25 protein-coding genes are annotated in these 21604 nt (G+C 27.0%); 14 read left to right on the top strand and 11 right to left on the bottom strand.

Annotation, left to right across the window (positions count from 1 at the left end; all coding sequences use genetic code 11):
* The 6 genes from KJQ99_RS03865 to KJQ99_RS03840 form a co-directional block, all read left to right on the top strand.
* On the top strand, positions 1-1215 hold a 1215-nt coding region (locus KJQ99_RS03865), incomplete at its 5' end, for a Fe-S-containing protein (protein WP_214150083.1).
* Positions 1216-1223: 8 nt separating this feature from the next.
* Positions 1224-2525: an ABC transporter permease gene (locus KJQ99_RS03860; protein WP_214117803.1), complete on the top strand. Its 1302-nt coding sequence runs from the start codon at positions 1224-1226 to the stop codon at positions 2523-2525.
* A complete protein-coding gene (locus KJQ99_RS03855) occupies positions 2512-3651 on the top strand; it encodes an ABC transporter permease (protein ID WP_214117802.1) in 1140 nt (379 codons plus the stop codon). The genes KJQ99_RS03860 and KJQ99_RS03855 overlap by 14 nt, the downstream gene beginning before the upstream one ends.
* Positions 3652-4302: an ABC transporter ATP-binding protein gene (locus KJQ99_RS03850; RefSeq protein WP_214117801.1), complete on the top strand. Its 651-nt coding sequence runs from the start codon at positions 3652-3654 to the stop codon at positions 4300-4302.
* Positions 4295-4756 carry a TlpA family protein disulfide reductase gene (locus KJQ99_RS03845; RefSeq protein ID WP_214119523.1) on the top strand — a complete coding sequence of 154 codons (462 nt, stop codon included), beginning with the start codon at positions 4295-4297 and terminating at the stop codon, positions 4754-4756. Before KJQ99_RS03850 ends, KJQ99_RS03845 begins: the two co-directional genes overlap by 8 nt.
* Positions 4753-5211, top strand: a complete 459-nt coding sequence (locus KJQ99_RS03840; protein WP_214119525.1) for a TlpA family protein disulfide reductase — start codon at positions 4753-4755, stop codon at positions 5209-5211. The genes KJQ99_RS03845 and KJQ99_RS03840 overlap by 4 nt, the downstream gene beginning before the upstream one ends.
* Positions 5212-5371: 160 nt before the next feature.
* On the opposite strand, the gene KJQ99_RS03835 is transcribed toward KJQ99_RS03840, so the two are convergent.
* The 9 genes from KJQ99_RS03835 to argF form a co-directional block, all read right to left on the bottom strand.
* Positions 5372-8830 (bottom strand): acyl-[ACP]--phospholipid O-acyltransferase, encoded by a 3459-nt coding sequence (locus KJQ99_RS03835; protein ID WP_214150082.1) that lies wholly within the window; start codon positions 8828-8830, stop codon positions 5372-5374.
* A gap of 369 nt (positions 8831-9199) precedes the next feature.
* Complete coding sequence (locus KJQ99_RS03830; protein ID WP_214117797.1) at positions 9200-9676, bottom strand: GNAT family N-acetyltransferase; 477 nt, start codon at positions 9674-9676, stop codon at positions 9200-9202.
* A gap of 43 nt (positions 9677-9719) precedes the next feature.
* Positions 9720-10076 (bottom strand): 50S ribosomal protein L19, encoded by a 357-nt coding sequence (rplS, locus tag KJQ99_RS03825; RefSeq protein ID WP_214117796.1) that lies wholly within the window; start codon positions 10074-10076, stop codon positions 9720-9722.
* Positions 10066-10782 (bottom strand): tRNA (guanosine(37)-N1)-methyltransferase TrmD, encoded by a 717-nt coding sequence (trmD, locus tag KJQ99_RS03820; protein WP_214119529.1) that lies wholly within the window; start codon positions 10780-10782, stop codon positions 10066-10068. The genes rplS and trmD overlap by 11 nt, the downstream gene beginning before the upstream one ends.
* The gene (rimM, locus tag KJQ99_RS03815) at positions 10782-11303 is read right to left on the bottom strand and encodes a ribosome maturation factor RimM (RefSeq protein ID WP_214150081.1); all 522 of its coding nucleotides are present in this window, start codon (positions 11301-11303) and stop codon (positions 10782-10784) included. The genes trmD and rimM overlap by 1 nt, the downstream gene beginning before the upstream one ends.
* Entirely contained in the window at positions 11293-11538 is a 246-nt protein-coding gene (locus KJQ99_RS03810; RefSeq protein WP_214117793.1) for a KH domain-containing protein, read from the bottom strand. Before KJQ99_RS03810 ends, rimM begins: the two co-directional genes overlap by 11 nt.
* Positions 11538-11762: a 30S ribosomal protein S16 gene (rpsP, locus tag KJQ99_RS03805; protein ID WP_214117792.1), complete on the bottom strand. Its 225-nt coding sequence runs from the start codon at positions 11760-11762 to the stop codon at positions 11538-11540. The genes KJQ99_RS03810 and rpsP overlap by 1 nt, the downstream gene beginning before the upstream one ends.
* A gap of 92 nt (positions 11763-11854) precedes the next feature.
* Positions 11855-13186, bottom strand: coding sequence for a signal recognition particle protein (locus tag KJQ99_RS03800; protein WP_214117791.1), 1332 nt, complete (start codon positions 13184-13186; stop codon positions 11855-11857).
* A 74-nt stretch (positions 13187-13260) separates the two neighbouring features.
* Positions 13261-14196 (bottom strand): ornithine carbamoyltransferase, encoded by a 936-nt coding sequence (gene argF / locus KJQ99_RS03795; RefSeq protein ID WP_214119533.1) that lies wholly within the window; start codon positions 14194-14196, stop codon positions 13261-13263.
* 219 nt (positions 14197-14415) lie between these two features.
* Between argF and KJQ99_RS03790 the strand changes: the two genes are divergently transcribed.
* Positions 14416-15123, top strand: a complete 708-nt coding sequence (locus KJQ99_RS03790; RefSeq protein WP_214150080.1) for a transporter substrate-binding domain-containing protein — start codon at positions 14416-14418, stop codon at positions 15121-15123.
* A 14-nt stretch (positions 15124-15137) separates the two neighbouring features.
* Here the strand turns inward: KJQ99_RS03790 and KJQ99_RS03785 are convergent, their stop codons facing one another.
* Both KJQ99_RS03785 and KJQ99_RS03780 read right to left on the bottom strand, forming a co-directional pair.
* The gene (locus tag KJQ99_RS03785) at positions 15138-16106 is read right to left on the bottom strand and encodes an amidohydrolase family protein (RefSeq protein WP_214150079.1); all 969 of its coding nucleotides are present in this window, start codon (positions 16104-16106) and stop codon (positions 15138-15140) included.
* The gene (locus KJQ99_RS03780) at positions 16042-16701 is read right to left on the bottom strand and encodes an amidohydrolase family protein (protein ID WP_214150078.1); all 660 of its coding nucleotides are present in this window, start codon (positions 16699-16701) and stop codon (positions 16042-16044) included. Before KJQ99_RS03780 ends, KJQ99_RS03785 begins: the two co-directional genes overlap by 65 nt.
* 232 nt (positions 16702-16933) lie before the next feature.
* Between KJQ99_RS03780 and KJQ99_RS03775 the strand changes: the two genes are divergently transcribed.
* The 7 genes from KJQ99_RS03775 (at position 16934) to KJQ99_RS03745 (ending at position 21565) form a co-directional block, all read left to right on the top strand.
* On the top strand, positions 16934-17641 hold the full coding sequence (locus KJQ99_RS03775) for a transporter substrate-binding domain-containing protein (protein WP_214150077.1): 708 nt from the start codon (positions 16934-16936) through the stop codon (positions 17639-17641).
* A gap of 69 nt (positions 17642-17710) precedes the next feature.
* Positions 17711-18856 carry an MFS transporter gene (locus KJQ99_RS03770; RefSeq protein WP_214117786.1) on the top strand — a complete coding sequence of 382 codons (1146 nt, stop codon included), beginning with the start codon at positions 17711-17713 and terminating at the stop codon, positions 18854-18856.
* A 59-nt stretch (positions 18857-18915) separates the two neighbouring features.
* Entirely contained in the window at positions 18916-19110 is a 195-nt protein-coding gene (rpmI, locus tag KJQ99_RS03765; protein WP_214117785.1) for a 50S ribosomal protein L35, read from the top strand.
* Between the two features lie 80 nt (positions 19111-19190).
* Positions 19191-19544: a 50S ribosomal protein L20 gene (gene rplT, locus KJQ99_RS03760; protein WP_214117784.1), complete on the top strand. Its 354-nt coding sequence runs from the start codon at positions 19191-19193 to the stop codon at positions 19542-19544.
* A 142-nt stretch (positions 19545-19686) separates the two neighbouring features.
* Positions 19687-20481 carry a hypothetical protein gene (locus KJQ99_RS03755; protein WP_214150076.1) on the top strand — a complete coding sequence of 265 codons (795 nt, stop codon included), beginning with the start codon at positions 19687-19689 and terminating at the stop codon, positions 20479-20481.
* A 10-nt stretch (positions 20482-20491) separates the two neighbouring features.
* Entirely contained in the window at positions 20492-20845 is a 354-nt protein-coding gene (locus KJQ99_RS03750) for a hypothetical protein (protein WP_214150075.1), read from the top strand.
* 84 nt (positions 20846-20929) lie between these two features.
* Entirely contained in the window at positions 20930-21565 is a 636-nt protein-coding gene (locus tag KJQ99_RS03745) for a tetratricopeptide repeat protein (RefSeq protein WP_214150074.1), read from the top strand.
* Positions 21566-21604: the final 39 nt, after the last annotated feature.

Here is a 21604-nt window from a genome sequence, read left to right as displayed (position 1 = left end):
GCTAATATAATTTTATTAGTTACTTTATTTTTTAGCTTAATTAAATTAGTAATTTTTAAAAATAATTCTTTATTTGCTTATATATTAAGCTTTTTTATATCTTTAGCAGCTTCTTTAAAATACTTTTTATTGTCAGTTGCTTATCCTATATTTTCATCAAGTTTGTTAGATACTCAAGGGATTTTAAATTTTGGCTTTATTTTATTAGCTATTTTTATTTGTATTATTTTTTATATTAATTTTCTTTTTGCTAATTCAAATTCATTTTCAAAATCAAGAATTTGTATTTATGTAATTTTTGCAATTATGTTTTTAAATACTGCTTTTGCTGAGATTATGTATTATTTAATTAGAATTGGAGTTAGTGATAGCTCTATTTTGCTTAGTTATATTACTAAGAGTAGATATTATGCCGAGTTTTATTATTATATCTGCTTGATTTTAGGTATTGTTTATGTTGGCACTTGCTTAAAAAATAGACCAAAATATAGAGAAAAAGCTTGTGATTTTGACATAGAATATAGAAAAAATATCGCAAAAACTTTTAGTATAAATTCTCATTTTACTATTCATTTTATATTAAGTATTAGTGCTGCTTTAGTTATGTTATTTTATGATTTAGTAGATTCTAAACCTATTCAAGTTGATGAGCCAAAAATCATTACTCCTAAAAATAAAGATTATTTTGAATTTGATGCTAAAGATATTCAAGATGGTAAATTATATCGCTATGCTTATATTTCTAGCTCTGGTAAGGAAATTAGATTTTTTATAATTAATCGCCACGCAGGTAAGCAAACTCCTGTAGTAGTATTTGATGCTTGTAGTATTTGTGGGGATAATGGCTATGTTATGAAAAATAATGAATTATTATGTGTAGCTTGTAATGTTAGGATATTTTTACCTAGCGTAGGTAAAGAAGGTGGTTGCAATCCAATTCCTTTAAAATTTGAAGTTATTAACGATAAGATAATTGTGAAAGTAAAAGATGTATTAGGTGGGGAAAACTATTTTAGTAAAGTAGTTGAAATGCAAGTTCAAGACCCAGTAAATAAAGAAAAATTTCTAAACACAAAAGCTAAGAAAACCTATATTTATAATGGTATTAGTTATTATTTTAATTCTGATGAAAGTTATCAAGAATTTAAAAAAGACCCATCAAAATTTGTAAGCTCAAGTGATAAAGCTTTATTTTTGATTGAAAGAAGAAGTTAGGAGTAAAAATGTTTTTAAGAATAGTAAAAAAATCAATTTTAGGCAATCCTATTCAAAAATTATTAAGTTTTGCGACTATTTTTTTAGCTTGTTTGCTCCTTGCTTGTATGCTTAATATAACTCTTGGAGTTGGCAATCAGCTAGGAAAAGAGCTAAGAAATTATGGAGCAAATATTAGTGTTTTACCACAAGGCTCATCTTATAGTATTGAAGTTGGTAATAAAAGCTTTAAATTACAAAGCGAAAGTAAATTCCTAAATCTTGATGATTTGAGAAAAATTAAAGATATTTTCTGGTCAAATAATATAACAGCAATAGCTCCATTTAAACAACGCCAAGTAGAATTTCAAGGCAAAAAAATCAGTATCTTAGGCACATATTTTAATAAAGAATTAGTCATAGAACAAGATAAATTTGGTAATAAAACCGTGGTATTTGATACTGGATTTTTATCTCTTTTACCTTTTTTAAAGACTGATTTAAATTTTGTAAATGATAATAGTTTAGAAAATGAAGTAAATATAAGTGAAAAATTAGCAAATTCTTTAAATCTTAAAGCTAACGATACTTTTAAAGTGCTTATAAATGATAAAGAAGTAGAGTTAAAAGTAGTTGGCATTGTGAGTAATTTGGGTGATTATGAAGATAAAATTTTAATTAATATAGATAGATTAAATGATATTTTAAATGAGCCAAATACTTATGAAAGAGCAGAAGTATCAGCTCTAACAATTCCAGAAAATGACATAGCTCATAGGGCAAGATATGATATAAAGAGTTTAAATCAAGTAGAATTTGATAATTGGTATTGCACGGCTTTTGTAAGCTCTATTGCATATCAAATTGAAGAAAATTATAAAGGAGCAAGTGCAAAAGCTGTTAGTAAAGTAGCAGATGCTGAAAGCTCTATCGTTAAAAAAATTCAAGGTCTAATGGGAATTATTTTTATCATATCTTTAATTGTCGCAAGTATTGCAGAAGCGTCTTTAATAAATAGCGATGTTTATAGAAGAAAAAAAGAAATAGGTTTGTTTAAAGCATTAGGCGCTAGTAATTTACAAGTTTATTTGGTTTTTGCGATTGATTATTTGTTTGTTAGTTTAATTGCTAGTATTTTTGGTGCTGTGTTTGGATTTTTTGTAAGTGATATTATATCTTATAGCATTTTTTCTCATAGTATTGAATATAACTTCATAATTATATTTATTTGTATGTTTTTTGCTAGTTTGGTGGCTTTACTTGGCTCATTAATAGCTACTAAGAATTTTGTAAATCTTGAAATAGTTGAGGTGTTATATGAGCGTAAATAACTTTTTTTTCACACAAGTTAAAAAGAGTATAGTTTTTTCAAAACAAAGATTAATAATAGTTTTAATATCAATTTTTATAGGAACTTGCGTTACTAATGCTTTTTTAAATATATATTTTGATATTGACAATAAAATGAGCAAAGAGCTTAAAAGTTACGGAGCTAATATGCTAATTAGTTCTAAAAGTGATGATTATTTAGATATTAAAGAAGCTAATTTGATTAAATCAAAAATTAGTAAAGACAAATTATTAGCTTATTCTCCTTATTTATACTTTAGCCCTGTTTTTTCTACAAGGCAATTAATAGTGGCTGGGGTTGATTTTGATGAATTTAAAAAAATCAATAAGTTTTTATTAGTTAAAAAAGGTAGCCTAAGTCAAAGCGAATATTCAAAAGATAATAGTATTTATTTAGGTATAGACTTAGCAAATACGCTAAAAAAAGACATAAATCAAAAACTACCTTTAACAATAGTAAAAAATGGTATTCCTTATGAGAAAACTTATATTATAAAAGGGATTTTTTCTACTGGAGATGAGATTGATGCTATGGCTTTTATCAATTTAAATTCCGCTAAAGATTTATCAGGTATTAATGATAAATATTCTTATGTATCTTTAATAGTTGATGATGATTTTGAAAACCTATCAGAGCTTAGCAAAATAGCAGTAAGCAATAATGCAGAATTAAAACCAATTTTAAGTGTTAGTTTAAAAGAAGGAGCAATTTTAGAAAAAATAAAAGGTCTTATGTTTTTGATTTCTATTGTTATTTTAATAATTAGCTCAACAAGTGTTAATACAACTCTTAGTTCAATTATTTTTTCAAGAAAAAAAGAAATAGCCTTGCATTTAGCTCTTGGGGCTAGTTTTAAAGATATAGCAAAATTATTTGCTTATGAAGTATTTATTTTAGCTGTTGTTTCATCTTTATTAGGCACTATTGGTGGGTATTTTTTAGCACAGATTTTAGGCAATATTATTTTTAATGCTAGTATAGATTTTAGATTAAGTGCTTTTGTGCTTTCAATTTTTATATCATTATTTTTTGCATCATTTGCTGCGTATTTTCCGATAAAAAAAGCATTGCAAATAGATATAGTAGGTAATTTAAGAGGAGAATAAATGAGTATTATTAAGGTTAGTAATTTACATAAAAGATTTGATAAAGCCCATGTTTTAAAAGGTCTTAATTTTGAATTAAATCAAGGTCGTTGGCTTAGTATTGTAGGTAAGAGTGGTAGTGGAAAAACTACGCTTTTAAATATTTTATCATTGCTTGATAATGCAAGTGAAGGCGAATACTTTTTAGATGGTATTAATGTAACTCATTTAAGTGAAGCTGATAAACAAAGAATAAGAAGAGAAAAAATAGGGCTTATTTTTCAACAATTTCATTTAATACCTTATTTAAGCGTATTAGAAAATGTTATGTTAGCTCAATATTATCATTCAAGTATTGAAGAAAATGATGCTAAGAAAATCTTAGATAAAGTAGGATTGTTAGATAGATTAGAGCATTTACCTAGCGAATTAAGTGGTGGTCAGCAACAACGCCTTTGTATAGCTAGAAGTCTTATTAATAATCCAAATATTTTATTAGCTGATGAGCCTACTGGCAATCTTGATGAAGAAAATGGAGAAATAGTTTTAGATATATTTAAAAAATTAAGAAGCGAAGGTAAGACAATTATATTAATTACTCACAATCCTGACTTGGCTAAAAATGGAGATGAGATAATTACTATTAAAGATGGACTTATAGTGAATGAATAAAATTCTAATAGTTTTAATACTTTTGTTTTTTGTATCTTGCGAAGATAATAAGCTAGTATTAAATAAACAAGCTCCTAATATTCTTGCAAAAACTACAGCTTTAAATAAAATAGAGTTAAAAAGACAAGGTATAGAATTGATAGAATTTTGGCAAAATGGTTGTGCTGCTTGCCTTAAAGTAATGGCTGGATTAAATGAATTTGCGAATGAAAATAATATTAGTATCTATGCAATTAATTCTATTGATGATTTAAATACTATTAAAAAACACGAATTAGAACACCAATATTCAAATATGATTTTTTTAAAAGATGAAGAAGACATTAGCTGGAGTAGGTATGATATTTTTGCTGTTCCGACTTTATTTATTTTAAAAGATGGAGTTTATGTGGATAAGGTATTAGGCGATAGAAGTTTGGAATTTTTAACTAATAAGATTAAGGAATATTTATGAGATTTTTTCTAGCAATTTTCATATTTTTACTTTGTGCTTGTAAAGATGAAGCAATGTTGGCTTTAAATTCAAAAGAGCCAATACATTTAAGTTATAGTGCGAAAGAACAAGCGTTAAAGGGGTTAAATGAGCCTTTTATGTTGTTTTTTTACACAAAGGATTGTGGTGTATGTGCTAAACAAATTCCTATCTTAAATGAGCTTAGTAAGGATTATAAAATTATTGCTGTATTAGGCGGTATGAGAGATTATGATATGGCAAAAGAAAGTTTAAAAGGTGTTACATTTGCTACTATTTATGAGAGTTTAGATGTTGAGTATTTAAGCAATGTAGTAGGTGGTGTTTGGGGTGTGCCTGCTATGTTTATTTATGATAAAGATGGAAAAATGGTTAAAAAATTTATATCGCTTACTCCAAAATCTGTCTTAGAAAATGAATTAAATATGTTGATTTAATATTAAAAACGCATAAATAAAACTTAAAATATTTTGCATTTAAAATAATTAAGAATTTCATTTGATACTTTAATATTCAAAAATTAGCAAAACTTTAATTAGTATTACAAAACTAAAAGGTTTAGAGTTTAAGTTACTCTTCCTTTTAGTATAAATTTTATTAATTGTTTTCTAAAATACTTTTAGCTAGGGCTTTTGCTTCTTTATAATCTACCTTTCCACTGCCTAATAATGGAATCTCTTTTATCAAAATATATTTACTAGGTTTATAAATTGCTAGTATTTCGCTTTGTTTTATTAAATCTACAAAATAATCAAATTTTTCTTCACTACATTCAATTAATAAAACTACCATCTCACCTTTTTTATCATCTTCTAAAGAAGTAGAGCAGAGTTTTACTTCATCATTATTAATCACTTTAGCAACTTCGCTTTCAACAAGTCCTAAAGAAATCATCTCTCCACCAATTTTTGCAAACCTTGAATATCTATCTACAATGTATAAAAATCCATCTTCATCTAAATGTCCCTTATCTCCTGTGTTATACCATCTAATGCCATCTATTTCTTTTATAACTTCAGCAGTTTTTTCAGGATTATTTAAATACCCTTGCATTACTTGGTGTCCGCCTATTAAAATAAGTCCATCTTCGTTTGCTTTTAATTCTTCATAGCTTAGTGGATCAACTATTCTAATAGCAGTGCCAGGTAACGGCATACCTACGCTTTTATCTTTATTTGCTCTATGTAGTTGCCAATATGTGCTATCAAATTTATTAGGTAAATTCACACTTGCAACAGGCGTTGTCTCGGTAGCTCCGTAACCTTCGTAAATATTTTTTTTGAACTTTAGCTCAAAAGCTGATTTAATCTCGGGCTTTAATTTTTCAGCACCTGCAACTACAATTCTAAGGCTATCAAACATAATTTCATCTATTTTTTTATTTCTTGCATAAATTCCTAAAAATGTAGAAGTTGCACACATAATGCTAACATTATTTTTTACTATAGTTTTTGCAACGCCTAAAGCATCGGTAGGGTCAGCACAAGTTGCACTTTTTATCCCTTCTATTAAAGGCATAAAGGTAGTAACGGTTAGTCCAAATGCGTGAAATGGCGGTAAAGATGAGAGTATTACATCATCATCTTTTGCACAAATTATGCTAGAAATTGAAGCAATATTGCTTAAAATATTTTTATGGCTTAGCATAACTCCTTTAGGCATTCCTTCGCTACCACTACTAAATAAAATCGCAGCTGTTTTTTCATTGCTTAAATTCTTAGTAAATAAGGCTTGTAATATAAAGCTAGGTAAGATACTTATTAAAAAGAGTTTAAAGATAATATCTAACTTTTCTTTTTTTATTGCTTTTATTAAATCTTCTAAATAAATGATATTTACATTTTCTAATTCTAATTTAAAGCCTTTATTTTCTAGCTTTTCTAAGAATTTAGATGATGTATAAATATGCTTTATATTTGCACTTTCTTTTGCTTGATTGATTGCTTTTATTCCTGCGGTGTAATTTAGATTTACTATGGTTTTTCCAGCAAATAAACTAGCTAGATTTACAAGCGTTGAAGCAAATGAAGCAGGTAATAATATGCCTATATTTTCATCGTTAGGGATTTTTTTACTAAGCACTAGGCTTAATGCTAGGAGTTTTTTGTAGCTTATATCTCCTGCTAAAGGGTCGTTTATCGCTATATTTTGTGAGTATTTTTTAGCACTTAGGATAAAGGCTTTTTCTATTGTTTTTAGATTATCGCTTTGAGTTTTTGTAGCTAAGAATGATAGTTCAAATACTTTAGCTTTTACTAATTCTTTACTTGAATGTATGCTAAGGGCTGTTCCGAATGCTATTGCTATTTCTCTTTTACCGATTTTTTTATTTCTTAGATTGTATTCTTCATCACTTCTTGAAAACGAACTACCCCAAAGCCCGTGGATATAAAAAGGAATTATAATCCCATCATCTTCGCTTAAATCCTTGCACGCTAATTCAAAACCACTTTTAAATTCATTTAAATGTCCGTGTCTTGATAGAGTTCCTTCAGGGAAAATACAAACAATTTCGCCTTTTTTGATATAAGTTGCAATTAATTCTAAGGCTTCTTTACTTGCAGCAGAGCTTACAGGGATTACTCCAAAATGCTTTATAAACATTCTAATATACCATTTTTGATAGTATTTTCTCTCCATTACAAAATGCACTTTTTTAGGGATTGCCATTTGTATAATAGCCCAGTCAATAAAGGAAATATGATTGCCTAATAATAGCACTCCTTTATTTTGTGGAATATTTTCAAACCCTGCTACTAATAATCTATATTTTTGATAAAAAGCAAGGCTTACTATTATTCTTACTAAAGAAAAAGGCAGTTTTATTAATACATAAAAAGAGCCTAAAAAACTCACAACTACAATGAAATAAAACAAATATAAAACATCAATTTCTAAATAAGCAAAAAAAGTAGCAAGTATTACAAAACTTAGCATAAAAATATTTTGAATAAAATTATTTCCTGCTAAGACTATACCTAATTCATTTTCTTTAGCATTAAATTGTATTAAAGAATTAAGAGCGATTGTAAATATTGCCCCAGATATGCCAAATATAAAAAATACAAGTGCAAAGGCAAATAAATTATTAAGAAAGCTTATTAATAATGAGCTTAAAAATAATCCTAAAGCACCAAGCGGGATAAGCCCTAATTCAATGTAGTTTTTAGAAAATCTACCTGCAATTATTGAGCCTATAATAACGCCTATTGCACTAGCTGCCATTACGCCTTGCACATAAAAGGTGTTTAATTCATTTAGATGAAACTTAGCAAATACAGGAAAAGATACTAAATATAATTGAGAAATAGCCCAAAAGAAGGCAATTCCTATTATACATAGCCAAATTACTTTATTTTGAAATATTAAGCTAAGGTTGTTTTTAAGCAAAACTCCTTTTAAATAATCGTTTTTATTGAATGCTAAATTAGAATTTTCGCTTTTAACCTGCGGTAATTTAGACGCTAAAATAAATTCTAAAACACTAAAAGCTACTAGTAATAAGCCTAATGGAGCTACTTGAGTTAATATATCCTTACTCGTGCTAAACTCGTTTAATAATAATTCAAAACCTAAAGAAAATACAAGCATTCCGCACAAAATAGCCACAATACTAACTGCATTTATAGCACCATTTCCCATAGCAAGTTGCTTGATGCCGACTAGCTCTTTAATATAACCATATTTAGCAGGAGAATATAAGGCTGATTGAATACCCATAATAAGCGTCATTATAAAGGCTAGATAAAAATAACCATTGTAATAACTAAAACAAATGATTGATACTAAAAATATATTTGCTAAAGCAGTTATTTTCATAACTTTATTTTTAGGATATTTATCAGCTAAAAATCCAGATATTGAAAAGCTAAAAATATAAGGTAATAAAATTAAAGCATTAATAATTGCGGTTAAAAATAATTGCGTACTGCCATCATAAATCTTATAAACCGTGTTTTGAATGATGATTTTATGTCCTAAATCAACAAAAGCATTCAAAAACCCAACTAATAAAAATGCGATTATTCCATTGATTTTTAAAAAATCGTTTCTCATTTATAACCCCTAAGAAATAATTTATTTAATTATTTTTTATTTTATTGTAAATTAGTTATAACGCTTTATAAGGTGGTTATAAATATGGTTGGTTTGATTGTTAATTGTTTTGGAATTTGAAAAATAAATGTATTTATGAGTATTTTTAGTTTTATTAAACGCATAAAATATTTATAGGTAATAAAAGCTTTAATACTAAAAGTAATTTAGCTAGAATTGTTTAAAAATCTAAAACTAAACAATAATTAGTGATTTTAAAAGTTATTAAATTATTGATTTAGCTAAGGTATTAATTTAAGAATTTTAAATGTATGATTTAATTGTTTAATATTTATATTTTAAGTGATTTTTATACATAGTTAAGATAACTTATTTATTATTTAAAAGGTTGTTTATATCTGATTTTTCAAGTCTATGTAGTAGCCATTCATCTTTTGTGTTAGCTCCTATTTTTTTATAAACTTCAAGACTTGGATAGTTGTCTTTAAGACAAACCCAATCAATTCTTTCATAATCATTTTGATTAGCTATTTTAGCTAGTTCTTTTATAAGTGCTTTTCCTATTCCTTTATTTCTGTATTCAACATCAACGAATAAATCTTCTAAGTAAATTCCACATTTTCCTAAAAATGTAGAGAAATTATTAAAATACAAAGCAAATCCAACAGGCTTTAAATCATAATAAGCTATTAAAACATAAGCTTTTTGTTTTATAAATAAGTTTTCTTTTAAAAGTTCTTTAGTAGCTACAACACTACTTGATAAGTTTTCATAATCAGCTAATTTTTTAATAAATTCTAAGATTAAATCTAAATCTTTTTCTGAAGCTTTTTGTATTGTAATCATTCTATAAACGAAATTCTACAAACGGAGAAAAATCTCCGTAATATTAGCGTTTAAGTTCTTTAATTCTTGCAGCTTTACCGCGTAATCTGCGTAGATAGAATAGTCTTGAGCGTCTTACTTTACCATGGCGAACTACCGTAATACTTTCTAGACTATCAGAATAAATTGGGAATATTCTTTCTACTCCAACACCATTTGCACCAATTTTGCGAACCATAAAAGTTTCACCTGTGCCTTGACCACGACGAGCTATACAAATACCTTCAAAATTTTGAACCCTTGACTTATCACCTTCTTTAATATGAATAGCAAGTTTTAATGTATCGCCAGCTCTAAAATCAGGAATATTTTTTCCTTCAATTTGTTTAGCTTCAAACTGCTCAATATATTTATTTCTCATAGTTTTTCCTTAAATTATTGTGCTTAGCAAGTAAATCCGGGCGGTGGAATTTGGTCTTGCAAAACGATAGATGATTTTTTAAAAGGCTAATATTAGCGTGATTACCCTTAACAAAACTTGAAATTGAATAAAATTTCTTAAAAATATTATTTTTTTTATATTCAAATATAAAAGGTTTAGTAAAAGATGGAGCTTCTAATAAATAATTTTCAAAACTTTCTTCTACTAAGCTTTCTTGTTTTATTACTCCATTTATATTTCTAGCAATTGCATCGCACATACAAAGTGCCCCTAACTCCCCGCCCGTTAGGACAAAATCACCTATGCTAAAAACTTCATTAGCATAATTTTCATACACTCTTTCATCAATACCTTCATATCTTCCGCATACAAAAGTAATTTCACTTTTTAAAGCAAGTCTTTTGGCATCAATTTGTTTAAAAGGTTTTCCTGTAGGGCTTAAAAATATAATATGAGAATTTTTATAATTTTCTAAACAATCAAATAAAGGCTGGCAAGCCATAAGCATACCTGCTCCGCCGCTGATTTTCGTATCATCTACTTTATTATGTTTGTTTGTAGAATAATTTCTAGGATTGTCAAAATGTAGTTTTATAAGCTCTTTTTCTCTTGCAATTTTTAAAATGCTTTCATTAAAATAGTTTTCAATTAGATTTGGAAATAAACTTATAAAATTAAATTTCATTACGAATTTTCTAAAATACTTTTAGAATTATTTACCTTGATAATATCACTTACTGAAATTATAAAATTATTATGAAAAGGTATATAAAAACTCTTAGCTAAGCCTAAATTTGCTAATTCATCGCTAGTTTTTATCTCTAATAAATCATTAGCTCCTGTTTCTAAAATATCAACAACGCTACCTAAAAACTCATCATCTTGATATACTTTTAACCCAATAATATCAAAATAAAAATATTCATCTTTTTTAAGCTTAATATTTTTTCTAGTATTTTCAATATTAGAGTAAAGCTCCATATTTACAAGTTCTTTAGCTTTATTTACATCTTCATATCCTACAAACTGCACTAAAGAATTTGAAAAATCAAAAGATTTAATTATGAATTTTTTACCATTTTTATCAAAAAATTCAGCTTTAGGTTTAAATTGTTCGTAAAAATCACTTTTATTATGAAATTTTAAAAAACCAAGTAATCCGTGAGTTTTACCAATTTTAGCAACATAAACTAGATTATTCATCAAAAGTTTTTACCGTGATTTTATAATTTAATTTTTGAGTATTTTTGTGATTAACTGCTATTGTTTTAATTGCGGTTATGATTTTTCCTGATTTTCCAATAAGTCTTCCGGCATCTATTTTAGTAGCCATAATAACAATATCTATTAGGTTATTTTCTTTTTCTTCTACAAAAATTTCTAGCCGCTCAGGATTTGCGGCTATTGTTTTTGCATATGTAAAAATAAATTCTTTTACCATTATTTTGTAATTCTTGCTACACGATCGCTTAATTTAGCGCCTACGCTTTTCCAGTAAGCTAGTCTTTCAGCATCAAATTTGATTGTTTCAGGTTCGCTCATAGGATTGTAATATCCTATACTCTCAATCCAACCGCCATCTCTTCTTTTTCTGCTATCTGTTACTACGATACGATAAAAAGGACGCTTTTTTCTACCCATTCTTGTTAGTCTTACAACTGTCATTATTTTCTCCTTGATTGATTTAAAGATTTTTTATAAACAAAAATTGTCTATAAAAAAGCTTTAAATAAGTTTAAAGCTTTAAAAATTTTTAATTATTTTGGAAAATTTCCTTGATTTAGCATAGAACCTAACCCTTTCATACCACCTTTTGAAAGTTTTTTAGCGATTTTTGACGCATTTTCAAATTGTTTTAAAAATCTATTAACTTCCATTTGAGATAGACCTGCACCTTTTGCAATTCTTGCTTTTCTAGCATTGTTTAATAGGCTTGGAGTTTCTCTTTCTTTTGGTGTCATTGAGCTAATCATCGCCTTTATATGTATCATTTCTTTAGAACTTTCTAAATCTATATCTTTTACTTTATTAGCAATGCCACCAAGACCTGGTATCATTCCAACTAATGAACCTAAATTCCCTAATTTTTTTACACTTTCAAGTTGGTTTATAAAATCATTGAAATTAAATTCACCTTTTTTGATTTTTTTGCTTAAGATTTTTGCTTCTTTTTCATCAAAAACTGCTGAAGTTTTTTCCATTAAAGTTGCTAAATCGCCTTCTCCCATAATACGACCAACAATTCTTTCTGGAACAAAACTCTCAAAATCTCCTACCTTTTCGCCAATACCTACGAATTTTAAAGGTAGATTTAATAATTTTGCTATACCTAAAGCAACCCCACCTTTAGTATCTGCATCAAATTTACTTAAAATAACACCACTAATGCCTATTTTTTCATTAAATGTTTCTGCAGTTTTTACACCTTCTTGACCACTCATAGCATCAGCTACATAAAAACTCTCATAAGGATTTATTATATCTTTTACACGAGCTAATTCATTCATTAAAGGCTCATCAATTGCTAAACGACCTGCAGTATCCACTAATAATACATCATATAAGCCATCTTTAGCTTTATTAAGAGCATTTTTCGCTACTTCGCAAGGGTCTTTGCTATCCATTGAAAATAAATCAATTTCATTAGCTTCACATAATTGTCTTAATTGCTCTACCGCAGCAAGTCTTTGTAAATCACACGCTGCTACTAGAACTTTTTTCTTTCTAAGTTTTAAATAATTTGCTAATTTTATCGTGCTAGTTGTCTTTCCACCACCTTGTAAGCCTATCATCATTACAGATGTTAAACCACTTGGAGAAAATCTAAATTCGCTTATTTTATTTTCTGGTGTTAGTATGTTTGTAAGGTTATTTTTAATTGCATCTAAAAAATGCTTTTGACCGATTCCTTTTGCTTTTACTTCATTTTCTACATTAACTAATAATTCTTTCGTTACCTTAAAATGAACATCAGCCTTTAATAAAGACTTTTTGAGAGTTTCCATAGCGTTTTTTAACGCTTTTTCATCATCTATTGTTTTTAATTTATTTACCGCTTGCTTAAAAGAATCACTAATCAACTCAAACATTAAAAATATCCTTTAATTTAAATTTTAAAAAAGGGGTAATTATAACCCCAAATGCTTTATATTTGTTTAATAAATTATATATCTATATCACAAATAGTAGCAATCATAACAGCTTTTATAGTGTGCATTCTATTTTCTGCTTGATTAAAAATTATATCAGCATTATTTTCAAATACATTTTCTGTAATTTCATTACCTTTTACTGCAGGTAAGCAGTGCATTATTATTGTATTTTTTCCAGTTTTTAAAAGCAACTCATCATTTACTTGATAAGGTTTTAAAATATTTATTCTATCTTTTGCTTTTTCTTCTTCTCCCATAGAGCACCAAACATCAGTATATATAATATCAGCACCCTTAATATCTTCAATATTATCGCTGATTTTTATACTTGAGTTATTCGCAAAACTTTTGCAAAGATTTATTAATTCATTATCAGGATGAAGTTCTTTAGGACTAATATTTATGTAATTTAATCCTAATTTAGCGCAGCCTATCATAAGAGAATTTGCCATATTGTTTCTACCATCTCCAATATATGCACAATTAAGCCCTTCTAGTTTGTTAAAATGCTCGTAAATAGTTAGCATATCGGCTAGAATTTGAGTTGGATGAAATTCGTTTGTCAAACCATTCCAAACAGGAACATCACTATATTTTGCTAAGGTTTCTAAATCACTTTGATTAAAGCCGCGAAACTCAATGCCATCAAACATTCTGCTTAATACTCTAGCGGTATCTTGTATGCTTTCTTTTTTGCCTAATTGTATATCGTTAGCACCTAAATATTCAGGATAAGCTTTTTCATCGTTACAAGCTACTACAAATGCACATCTTGTTCTAGTTGATGGTTTTTCAAATATTAAAGCTATGTTTTTTCCTTGCAAATGATTGCCTGTTATACCTTGCTTTTTCTTTTCTTTTAGCTCTTTTGCAAATTTAATAAGTGCTAGGATTTCATCTTTACTAAAATCTTTTAAAGTTAGAAAATCTCTGTTTGTTAGTTTCATTTTTTCTCCTTTTGTTACTAATTTATACAATTTTAAAATATTTTTGAAGAATTTATTTTAATTTATTGTAAAAAAAGTTATTATAAAGCAATTTTTTTAAGGAGGACAAATGGAAAAATTACAAATAAATAAATCAAATCTGCGTTAAAACTTATCACTTCTTTTATTCTATTTTTTATTTTTTACATTTTTTATTTTATTAATTTTTAGGAGATTATTATGAAACAAATTTTTATAGCTACATTGCTAGCTTTAGGGCTTTTCGCACAAGAGATTTATAAAGTTGGTTTATCGCCTGATTTCCCACCATTTGAGTATATGGAAAATGATGAAATTGTGGGGTTTGAGATTGATTTAGTAAGAGCAGTAGCAAAGGAGTTGGGTATTCAGGTTGAGCCTGTTACAATGCCATTTGATGGGCTTATTGCGGCTTTAAAAGTGGGTAAAATTGATATTATTTCAGCAGGTATGAGTTATACTTCACAAAGAGCTAAAAATACTGAATTTACAAAAAGCATATTTGATAGCAAAAATTATTATTTGAAGTTAAAAGGAAATGATAAAATAAATTCTTTAGATGATTTATCAAATGGTGCAATAATTGGGGCAAAAATAGGCACTCTTCAAGCTGATGAAATAACTAATTTAAAAGGTGTTAAGCCGTATTTAAACGAAGAATATATAGTGCTTATTAATTCTACTTTAAATGGTAAAATTGATGGTTTTGTAATGGAAGAACCAGTCGCTAAAAGTTATATGAAAAAGTATCCAAATTTAGAAGTTTTTGCTACTTCTAGTATTGAAGGAATGAGCCTAGCTTTTAAAAAGGGTAATACAAAATTAAGAGATGATTTTGATAAAACTATTGAGAAATTTAAGCAAGATGGAACTTATTTAAAACTATTAGAAAAATATAATTTAAACTAATCCTTGAAAAAGGATTAGTAAATTCTTTCGCCTTTTAGCCAAGTTTGATGAACTTTTATATCTTTTATTTTTGTTTTATCAACACTAAAAATATCATTATCTAAGACAATAAAATCAGCGCTTTTACCATCTTCAATAGTTGTGCAATTTTTTAGCATTAGGATATTTTGTGAGTTTTTAGTTAGCATTAAAATTGCATCTTCAACTGATATTTCTTCATTTTTATTATAGTTTTTGCCGTTAGGATTAGTTCTTATAACAGCTGCATTAATACTTACAAATAAATTAAAAGGCTCGTGATGAATTGTAGCTGGTGCATCACTTGAAATGCTTAAATCTAAATGTTCTTTTAATGTGTTTAAAGCACAAATTGAATTAAATCTATCATCTTCTAACGCATCTTCATAGCTTGTATATTCAGCGTATTGAAATATTGGTTGTGTGCTTATAGCAATTTTTACTTTTAACTTTTTTATTTTTTCAATATGTTTTAAATTTAGCATAGAAGCATGCTCAAATCTAACGCTAGGATAATCTTTTAACCAATTTTCATAGCTTGTAAGATTATCAATTACTATATCTATAGCTTTATCTCCCATTAGATGAAAACTTATTTGGCAATTATTATTTTTGGCAAAATCAATGGCTTCTTTAATTTCATTAATATTACATACTAAATCCCCATAATTGTCGTTATTTTTATAAGGTTTATGAGTAAATGCAGTTTGTGATGAAATAGTGCCATCTACAAAGAATTTAATTCCATTAGTTTTAATATCTTCTAGGCTTTTAAATAAGCCAAATTCTTTAGCGTCTTTATAAACTTGATATAAACTAACTCTTTGTTTTAAACCCATATTTTTTGCTAATTTATATAATTCATAAGCTTTTAAAGGTTTAGAATAACACATCATATCACTAATATTTACTATTCCTAAACTTGCATAAATTTCGCCTAATTTTACTAATTTTTTTTGCTTCATCTTCTAAGCTTTCTTTTTCCATTGCATTGCGAATTAACATAGATGCACCTAAATCATACATAATACCATTAGGAGTGCCGTCTTCAAATCTGCCTATTTTTCCACCTTTAGGCTCTTTTGTGTCTTTTGTAATATTTGCTAGTTCTAATGCTTTAGAATTGCAAACGCAAGAATGACAGCAACTTCTTAATATAAAAACTGGTTGTGTTGAGCTTATCAAATCTAAATCTTTTATAGTAGGAGCTCTTTTTTCATCTAGTTTTGATTCATCATAACACCAACCTTTAATCCATTTATTTTCCTTACCATAATTTGGTGAAGTTTTTAAAAATTCTATTAATTGTGGAATATTTGCCACATAAGGTTTAGTGCAAGCTAGACTATCTATTATTTGTGATACATATGTTGGATGCGTGTGAGTATCGCTTAATGCAGGAATAACGCAGGCATTTTTTAAATCTATGATTTTATTGCAATCATTTCTATTTACATTATTGATTTCACAAAATTTAGAGTTTTTTATACTAAATTCACTTATAAAATCATTTTCGTTTTTACCTGTAAAAACTTTAGCATTAACAAAACCTATTTTCATAATCTATTCCTTTATGTTACATAATGTTACATTTTTTATATTTAATTTAAAATTACACATATTATAATTAACATATTTTACTTTTTTGATTATTATAAGTCATATTTTTAAGGAGGACAAATGGAAAAATTACAAATAAATAAATCAAATCTGCGTTAAAACTTATCACTTCTTTTATTCTATTTTTTTATTTTTTACATTTTTTATTTTTATTAATTTTTAGGAGATTATTATGAAACAAATTTTTATAGCTACATTGCTAGCTTTAGGGCTTTTCGCACAAGAGATTTATAAAGTTGGTTTATCGCCTGATTTCCCACCATTTGAGTATATGGAAAATGATGAAATTGTGGGGTTTGAGATTGATTTAGTAAGAGAAATTGCTAAGGAGTTAAATATAAAAATTGAGATTATTCCAATGTCTTTTGATGGTTTAATACTAGCTTTAAAATCAAAAAAGATTGATATTATTGCATCAGGTATGAGTTACACACCTAAAAGAGCTAAAAATGTTGAGTTTTCAAATCCAATAATAGAAAGTGAAAACCACTATATCAAATTAAAAAGTAATAAAAAGCTAAATTCTTTAAAAGACCTTGAAAAAGGAGCTATTTTAGGAGCTCAAATTGGCACTTTACAAGCTGATGAAATATCTAATATTAAAGGCGTAGTTCCATTTTTAAATTCTGAATACATTCCACTTGTATTATCTACTTTAAATGGCAAAATTGATGGTTTTGTATTAGAAGCTGCTGTTGCTAAGAGCTATACTAAAAATTATGATGATTTTGAAGTATTCGCAAAAACTCCAATAGCTGGAACTTGCATAGCTTTTCAAAAAGGCAATACTAAATTAAGAGATGATTTTAATAATGTAATTAGCAAGTTTAAAAATGATGGAGCTTATTTAAAATTGTTACAAAAATATAATTTAGATTAAAATTTATGCCTAATATTTAGGCATAAATTGAATTTTTTAGATATATTAAAGTCTTAATAAAGGAAAAAAATGAAAAAGAATTATTTTTTAATAAGTATTTTGTGTGTGGTTTTTATATCTTTAAACCTTAGAGCACCAATTACTGCAATAGGTCCTATAGTTGATAATATTATGAGTTATTATGATTTAAATTCTACGCAAATTGGGATTTTAAGTGCTTTGCCGCTTTTTTGTTTTTTTATTTTTTCTTTAATCGCTCCGATTTTACCAAATACAAAAGCTATGCTTTATGCGATTATTTTAATAATGTTTGGACTATTTGCTAGGGCGTTTTTTAATACTTTTTTCTTGTTTTTTGGGACGATTTTAATAGGTTTAGGTATTGCTATTTTGAATGTTTTAATGCCTAGTTTTGTTAAAAATCACTTTAAAAATATTGGAAAAATTATGGCACTTTATGGAATGTTTTTAAGTATTTCTAGCTTAATAGGAGTTTTTGGGCATTATTTGATTGATTATATTGGACTTAGTGGAGCTTTATTTTGTTGGATTATATTTGCTATTATTGCGTTTTTTTGCTATCTGCCATTTATTAAAAATCATAGGCTTAATAGATATTCTAAAACTCAAAATTTCAGTGATTTTTTAAGTATTTTTAAAAACAAAAACGCTTGGATAATTACTGCTTTTATGGGGCTTCAAAGTTGTGTTTTTTATACGATAATTACTTGGTATCCTAGCATATTAGCTATTAGTATGAATAAAGATTATGCGACTAATATTGTTATATTATTTCAATTTTGTTCTATGTTTTCAGCTTATTTTATACCTAATAAAATGGCTCAGATTGAAAATAAAGCAATGCTTTTAACTTTAGTTTGTATTAGCAATATTCTCGCTTTTTTTATATGTTTATTAAGTTCAAATATTTATATTTTAATAATTTCAGCTTTATTATTTTCTATTCCTGTTGGTGGAATTTTTGGCGTTGCATTGATAATGATTGCTATTAAATCAAAAGATACAAAAACTACAATATACTTAAGTTCAATGTCTCAAAGTGTAGGGTATTTAATAGCTACTATTGGGCCAATAATTTTTGGATATTTTAAAGATATTACAAATAGTTTTAATACTTCAATTATTTTTATGATAATTATTAGTTTTTTGTTGCTAATTTTTTCTTTACTTTCAAATAAAATAAGCTATATATAAACTTTATTGTGATAAAATCGGCTCTTCTTTTTTAGAAAATTCAACAAAAAGGAAAGCTTATGCCAAAAATGAAGAGCGTAAAAAGTGCTTCTAAGCGCTTTAGAGTAGGCAAAAATAAAATTAAGCGTGGTTCAGCTTATAGAAGCCACATTTTAACTAAAAAGCCTGCAAAAAGAATGCGTGATTTAAGAACAGCAAAATTTGTTCATGCTACAAATGAAAGCCGTGTTCTTAAAATGCTTTGTATGAAATAAGAGTTTTTGATTTTTAATCATTCGTTACCCCCGTTTAGGGAAAGATTTGCTTTAAGCAAACGCCATTAAAAGGAGAAATTATGGCAAGAGTAAAAACAGGCGTAGTAAGACGCAGAAGACATAAAAGATTATTAAAGTTAGCTAAAGGTTTTTATAGCGGTCGTAGAAAACACTTTAGAAAAGCTAAAGAACAATTAGAAAGAAGCTTGGTATATGCTTACCGCGATAGACGCCGCAAAAAAAGAGATTTCCGTCGTTTATGGATTATTAGAATTAATGCAGCTTGCCGCTTAAATGATTTAAGCTATTCAAGATTTATGAATGGTCTTAAAAAAGCTGGTATTGAACTAGATAGAAAAGTTCTAGCTGATATGGCTATGAATGACGCAGCAGCTTTTGCTAAAGTTGCAGCAGCAGCTAAAAAAGCATTATGATTTCTTTCCTAGCTAAGATTAGCTAGGAATTTCTTTCTTTAACATTTAAATATTTTCCCTAGTAATTTTTATTTTTTTAATATTATTTTAAGAATGGGGGGGGGTATAATCTTTTTTCTTAATTTTACTTTAAAGGATTTTTATGAAATTTGAGAAAAAAGTTATTATCGGCTCTTTAGGTGGATTTTTAACTACTATCATTGGAATTATTGCGGTGTTTTTTCCTAGTTTGCTTAATTTTGAAAAGAAAAATATGGAAGAAATAAAGATATTTATTAAAAGTGAAGCTGATATTCAAAAGTTTAAAAAAGTAATATTGGATAATCAAGGAAAACTTATTAATCTTGATTTAGAGTATTGTTATTACCCTACAATTTTTTATCAAAATGATATTTCAAATTCTAAGGATTATTTTTTAACAGCTGAATATGAAAAGGCAAAAGTTAATAACGATGATTATGTAGATAAAGATGAATATGACATAACAAGAATTTTTTATGGAACTATTCAAACTAAAGAAGGTTTGCAGCTTGATGAAGAAGAAAACATAACTCAAGGTATGGTAGTTAGTGGTATGGCTACTTTAGAAGCAGAAGGGACAATTCCTGTTAGAACACACGGGGGAACATTGATTTTACAAGGTTTAAATGGTGCTAATTTAGCAGTAAATATCCCATTTAAAAGTGATAAAAAATATAGTTGGGATAATTTAGGAGCTTATTTTAAAGATAGTGAAGTGGAGCAAAAATGTATTCCTAGTGGTATTAAAGGGTATAAAAATGAGTATGAAATTCCAGAATTATTTCACGAAAAACTACAAGGAATATTTTATGTATCAGATTATGTTTCTTTAGGTAGACAAAGTGAAATGCAATTTGACAATGTTGTGAATTTAGAACCATTTAATAAAAAAGATTTAGCTATTAGAGATTATTAAAGGAGAAGAAATGTTTAAGAAAATTTTAAAAGGTGTGTTGATAGTATTTGTTTTATTGTTTGTTATAGGATTATTTATTGATGATCCTATGGAAGTTGAATCGATAACTGATTTTAATTCTCCTGAAGTTAATATTCTAGGAATAGGAGCTTCTAAAAAACTCAAAATTACATCTAAAATAGATGAATTAGAAATATATGAGATTAAACTAAATAAAGGAAATTGCAAACTTCATTATGTTTTATCAAAATCAAATCCTAAAAAATTAAAATACGGACAATCGTTTTCACCTATACATTTTTGCGAGAATTTAAAACAAGCAGAAATTAAAACCAATGAAGGTGATTTTACTTATTCTTTTTAAGCTATAGATTTCCTATAGCTTAAAAATAAATATTACTATTTAAAAATATTTCGCTAAAATTACTACCTTAAAAAAGGAGTTAGTATGAAAAAATTATTAATTTTATTATTTAGTGTTTGTATTTATGCCGTTGAATGTGTGAGTTTAGAAGAATGCTTAAAAAATGCTAATTATTATCAGTTTGATAAAAATGATGAAGCAAACGCAGCTTTATATTATAAAGTTTCTTGCGAAGAATATGAAGATTATTTATCTTGTAAGGCTTTAAGTGATATTTATAAATATTCTGACAAATTGGAAAATAAAAAATTAAATAAAAAATACAAAAATTTAGCAATAAAATTGGTTAAACAATCTTGCAAAGATGATGATAATGCAAACGCTTGCTATGATTTTGCAAATTTTTGTGAAGTAAAATATACTCAATGTGATGATTTTGAAAAATTATATGAAAGAGCATTTAATTTATACGAAAAACAATGTAATAATAATGATTATTCATCTTGCTATTTTTTAGCAAATATGTATTTAAATGGAGTTAGCACTGATATTGATGAAGAAAAAGCTTTAGAATTATACAAATACGCTTGCAATAATAGTGATAACAAAAGCTGCTATGAAGTATCTCAACTTTATGAAAACAAATCTCTTGAGTATTTAAGAAAATCTTGCGAATTAGAATTTAAATACGCTTGTGAAAAGTTAGATAATATAAAATAATTTTAAAAGTTCTTATTTTTTAAGAACTTTTTATTATTT

It is taken from the genome of Campylobacter sp. 2018MI13, assembly GCF_018501135.1.
GTDB lineage: Bacteria > Campylobacterota > Campylobacteria > Campylobacterales > Campylobacteraceae > Campylobacter_E.
This window is presented reverse-complemented; position numbering and strand designations above follow the sequence as displayed.

Bases quoted from the DNA above. Each gene is read 5' to 3' on its own strand.
- rpsP (WP_214117792.1), bottom strand. From the start codon at position 11,762: ATGACAGTTGTAAGACTAACAAGAATGGGTAGAAAAAAGCGTCCTTTT.
- KJQ99_RS03790 (WP_214150080.1), top strand. From the start codon at position 14,416: ATGAAACAAATTTTTATAGCTACATTGCTAGCTTTAGGGCTTTTCGCA.
- KJQ99_RS03810 (WP_214117793.1), bottom strand. From the start codon at position 11,538: ATGGTAAAAGAATTTATTTTTACATATGCAAAAACAATAGCCGCAAAT.
- KJQ99_RS03780 (WP_214150078.1), bottom strand. From the start codon at position 16,701: ATGAAAATAGGTTTTGTTAATGCTAAAGTTTTTACAGGTAAAAACGAA.
- KJQ99_RS03770 (WP_214117786.1), top strand. From the start codon at position 17,711: ATGAAAAAGAATTATTTTTTAATAAGTATTTTGTGTGTGGTTTTTATA.
- rplT (WP_214117784.1), top strand. From the start codon at position 19,191: ATGGCAAGAGTAAAAACAGGCGTAGTAAGACGCAGAAGACATAAAAGA.
- KJQ99_RS03830 (WP_214117797.1), bottom strand. From the start codon at position 9,676: ATGATTACAATACAAAAAGCTTCAGAAAAAGATTTAGATTTAATCTTA.
- KJQ99_RS03800 (WP_214117791.1), bottom strand. From the start codon at position 13,186: ATGTTTGAGTTGATTAGTGATTCTTTTAAGCAAGCGGTAAATAAATTA.
- trmD (WP_214119529.1), bottom strand. From the start codon at position 10,782: ATGAAATTTAATTTTATAAGTTTATTTCCAAATCTAATTGAAAACTAT.
- KJQ99_RS03755 (WP_214150076.1), top strand. From the start codon at position 19,687: ATGAAATTTGAGAAAAAAGTTATTATCGGCTCTTTAGGTGGATTTTTA.
- KJQ99_RS03745 (WP_214150074.1), top strand. From the start codon at position 20,930: ATGAAAAAATTATTAATTTTATTATTTAGTGTTTGTATTTATGCCGTT.
- KJQ99_RS03775 (WP_214150077.1), top strand. From the start codon at position 16,934: ATGAAACAAATTTTTATAGCTACATTGCTAGCTTTAGGGCTTTTCGCA.
- KJQ99_RS03750 (WP_214150075.1), top strand. From the start codon at position 20,492: ATGTTTAAGAAAATTTTAAAAGGTGTGTTGATAGTATTTGTTTTATTG.
- KJQ99_RS03855 (WP_214117802.1), top strand. From the start codon at position 2,512: ATGAGCGTAAATAACTTTTTTTTCACACAAGTTAAAAAGAGTATAGTT.
- KJQ99_RS03850 (WP_214117801.1), top strand. From the start codon at position 3,652: ATGAGTATTATTAAGGTTAGTAATTTACATAAAAGATTTGATAAAGCC.
- KJQ99_RS03785 (WP_214150079.1), bottom strand. From the start codon at position 16,106: ATGAAGCAAAAAAAATTAGTAAAATTAGGCGAAATTTATGCAAGTTTA.
- KJQ99_RS03845 (WP_214119523.1), top strand. From the start codon at position 4,295: ATGAATAAAATTCTAATAGTTTTAATACTTTTGTTTTTTGTATCTTGC.
- KJQ99_RS03860 (WP_214117803.1), top strand. From the start codon at position 1,224: ATGTTTTTAAGAATAGTAAAAAAATCAATTTTAGGCAATCCTATTCAA.
- argF (WP_214119533.1), bottom strand. From the start codon at position 14,196: ATGAAACTAACAAACAGAGATTTTCTAACTTTAAAAGATTTTAGTAAA.
- rpmI (WP_214117785.1), top strand. From the start codon at position 18,916: ATGCCAAAAATGAAGAGCGTAAAAAGTGCTTCTAAGCGCTTTAGAGTA.
- rplS (WP_214117796.1), bottom strand. From the start codon at position 10,076: ATGAGAAATAAATATATTGAGCAGTTTGAAGCTAAACAAATTGAAGGA.
- KJQ99_RS03840 (WP_214119525.1), top strand. From the start codon at position 4,753: ATGAGATTTTTTCTAGCAATTTTCATATTTTTACTTTGTGCTTGTAAA.
- KJQ99_RS03835 (WP_214150082.1), bottom strand. From the start codon at position 8,830: ATGAGAAACGATTTTTTAAAAATCAATGGAATAATCGCATTTTTATTA.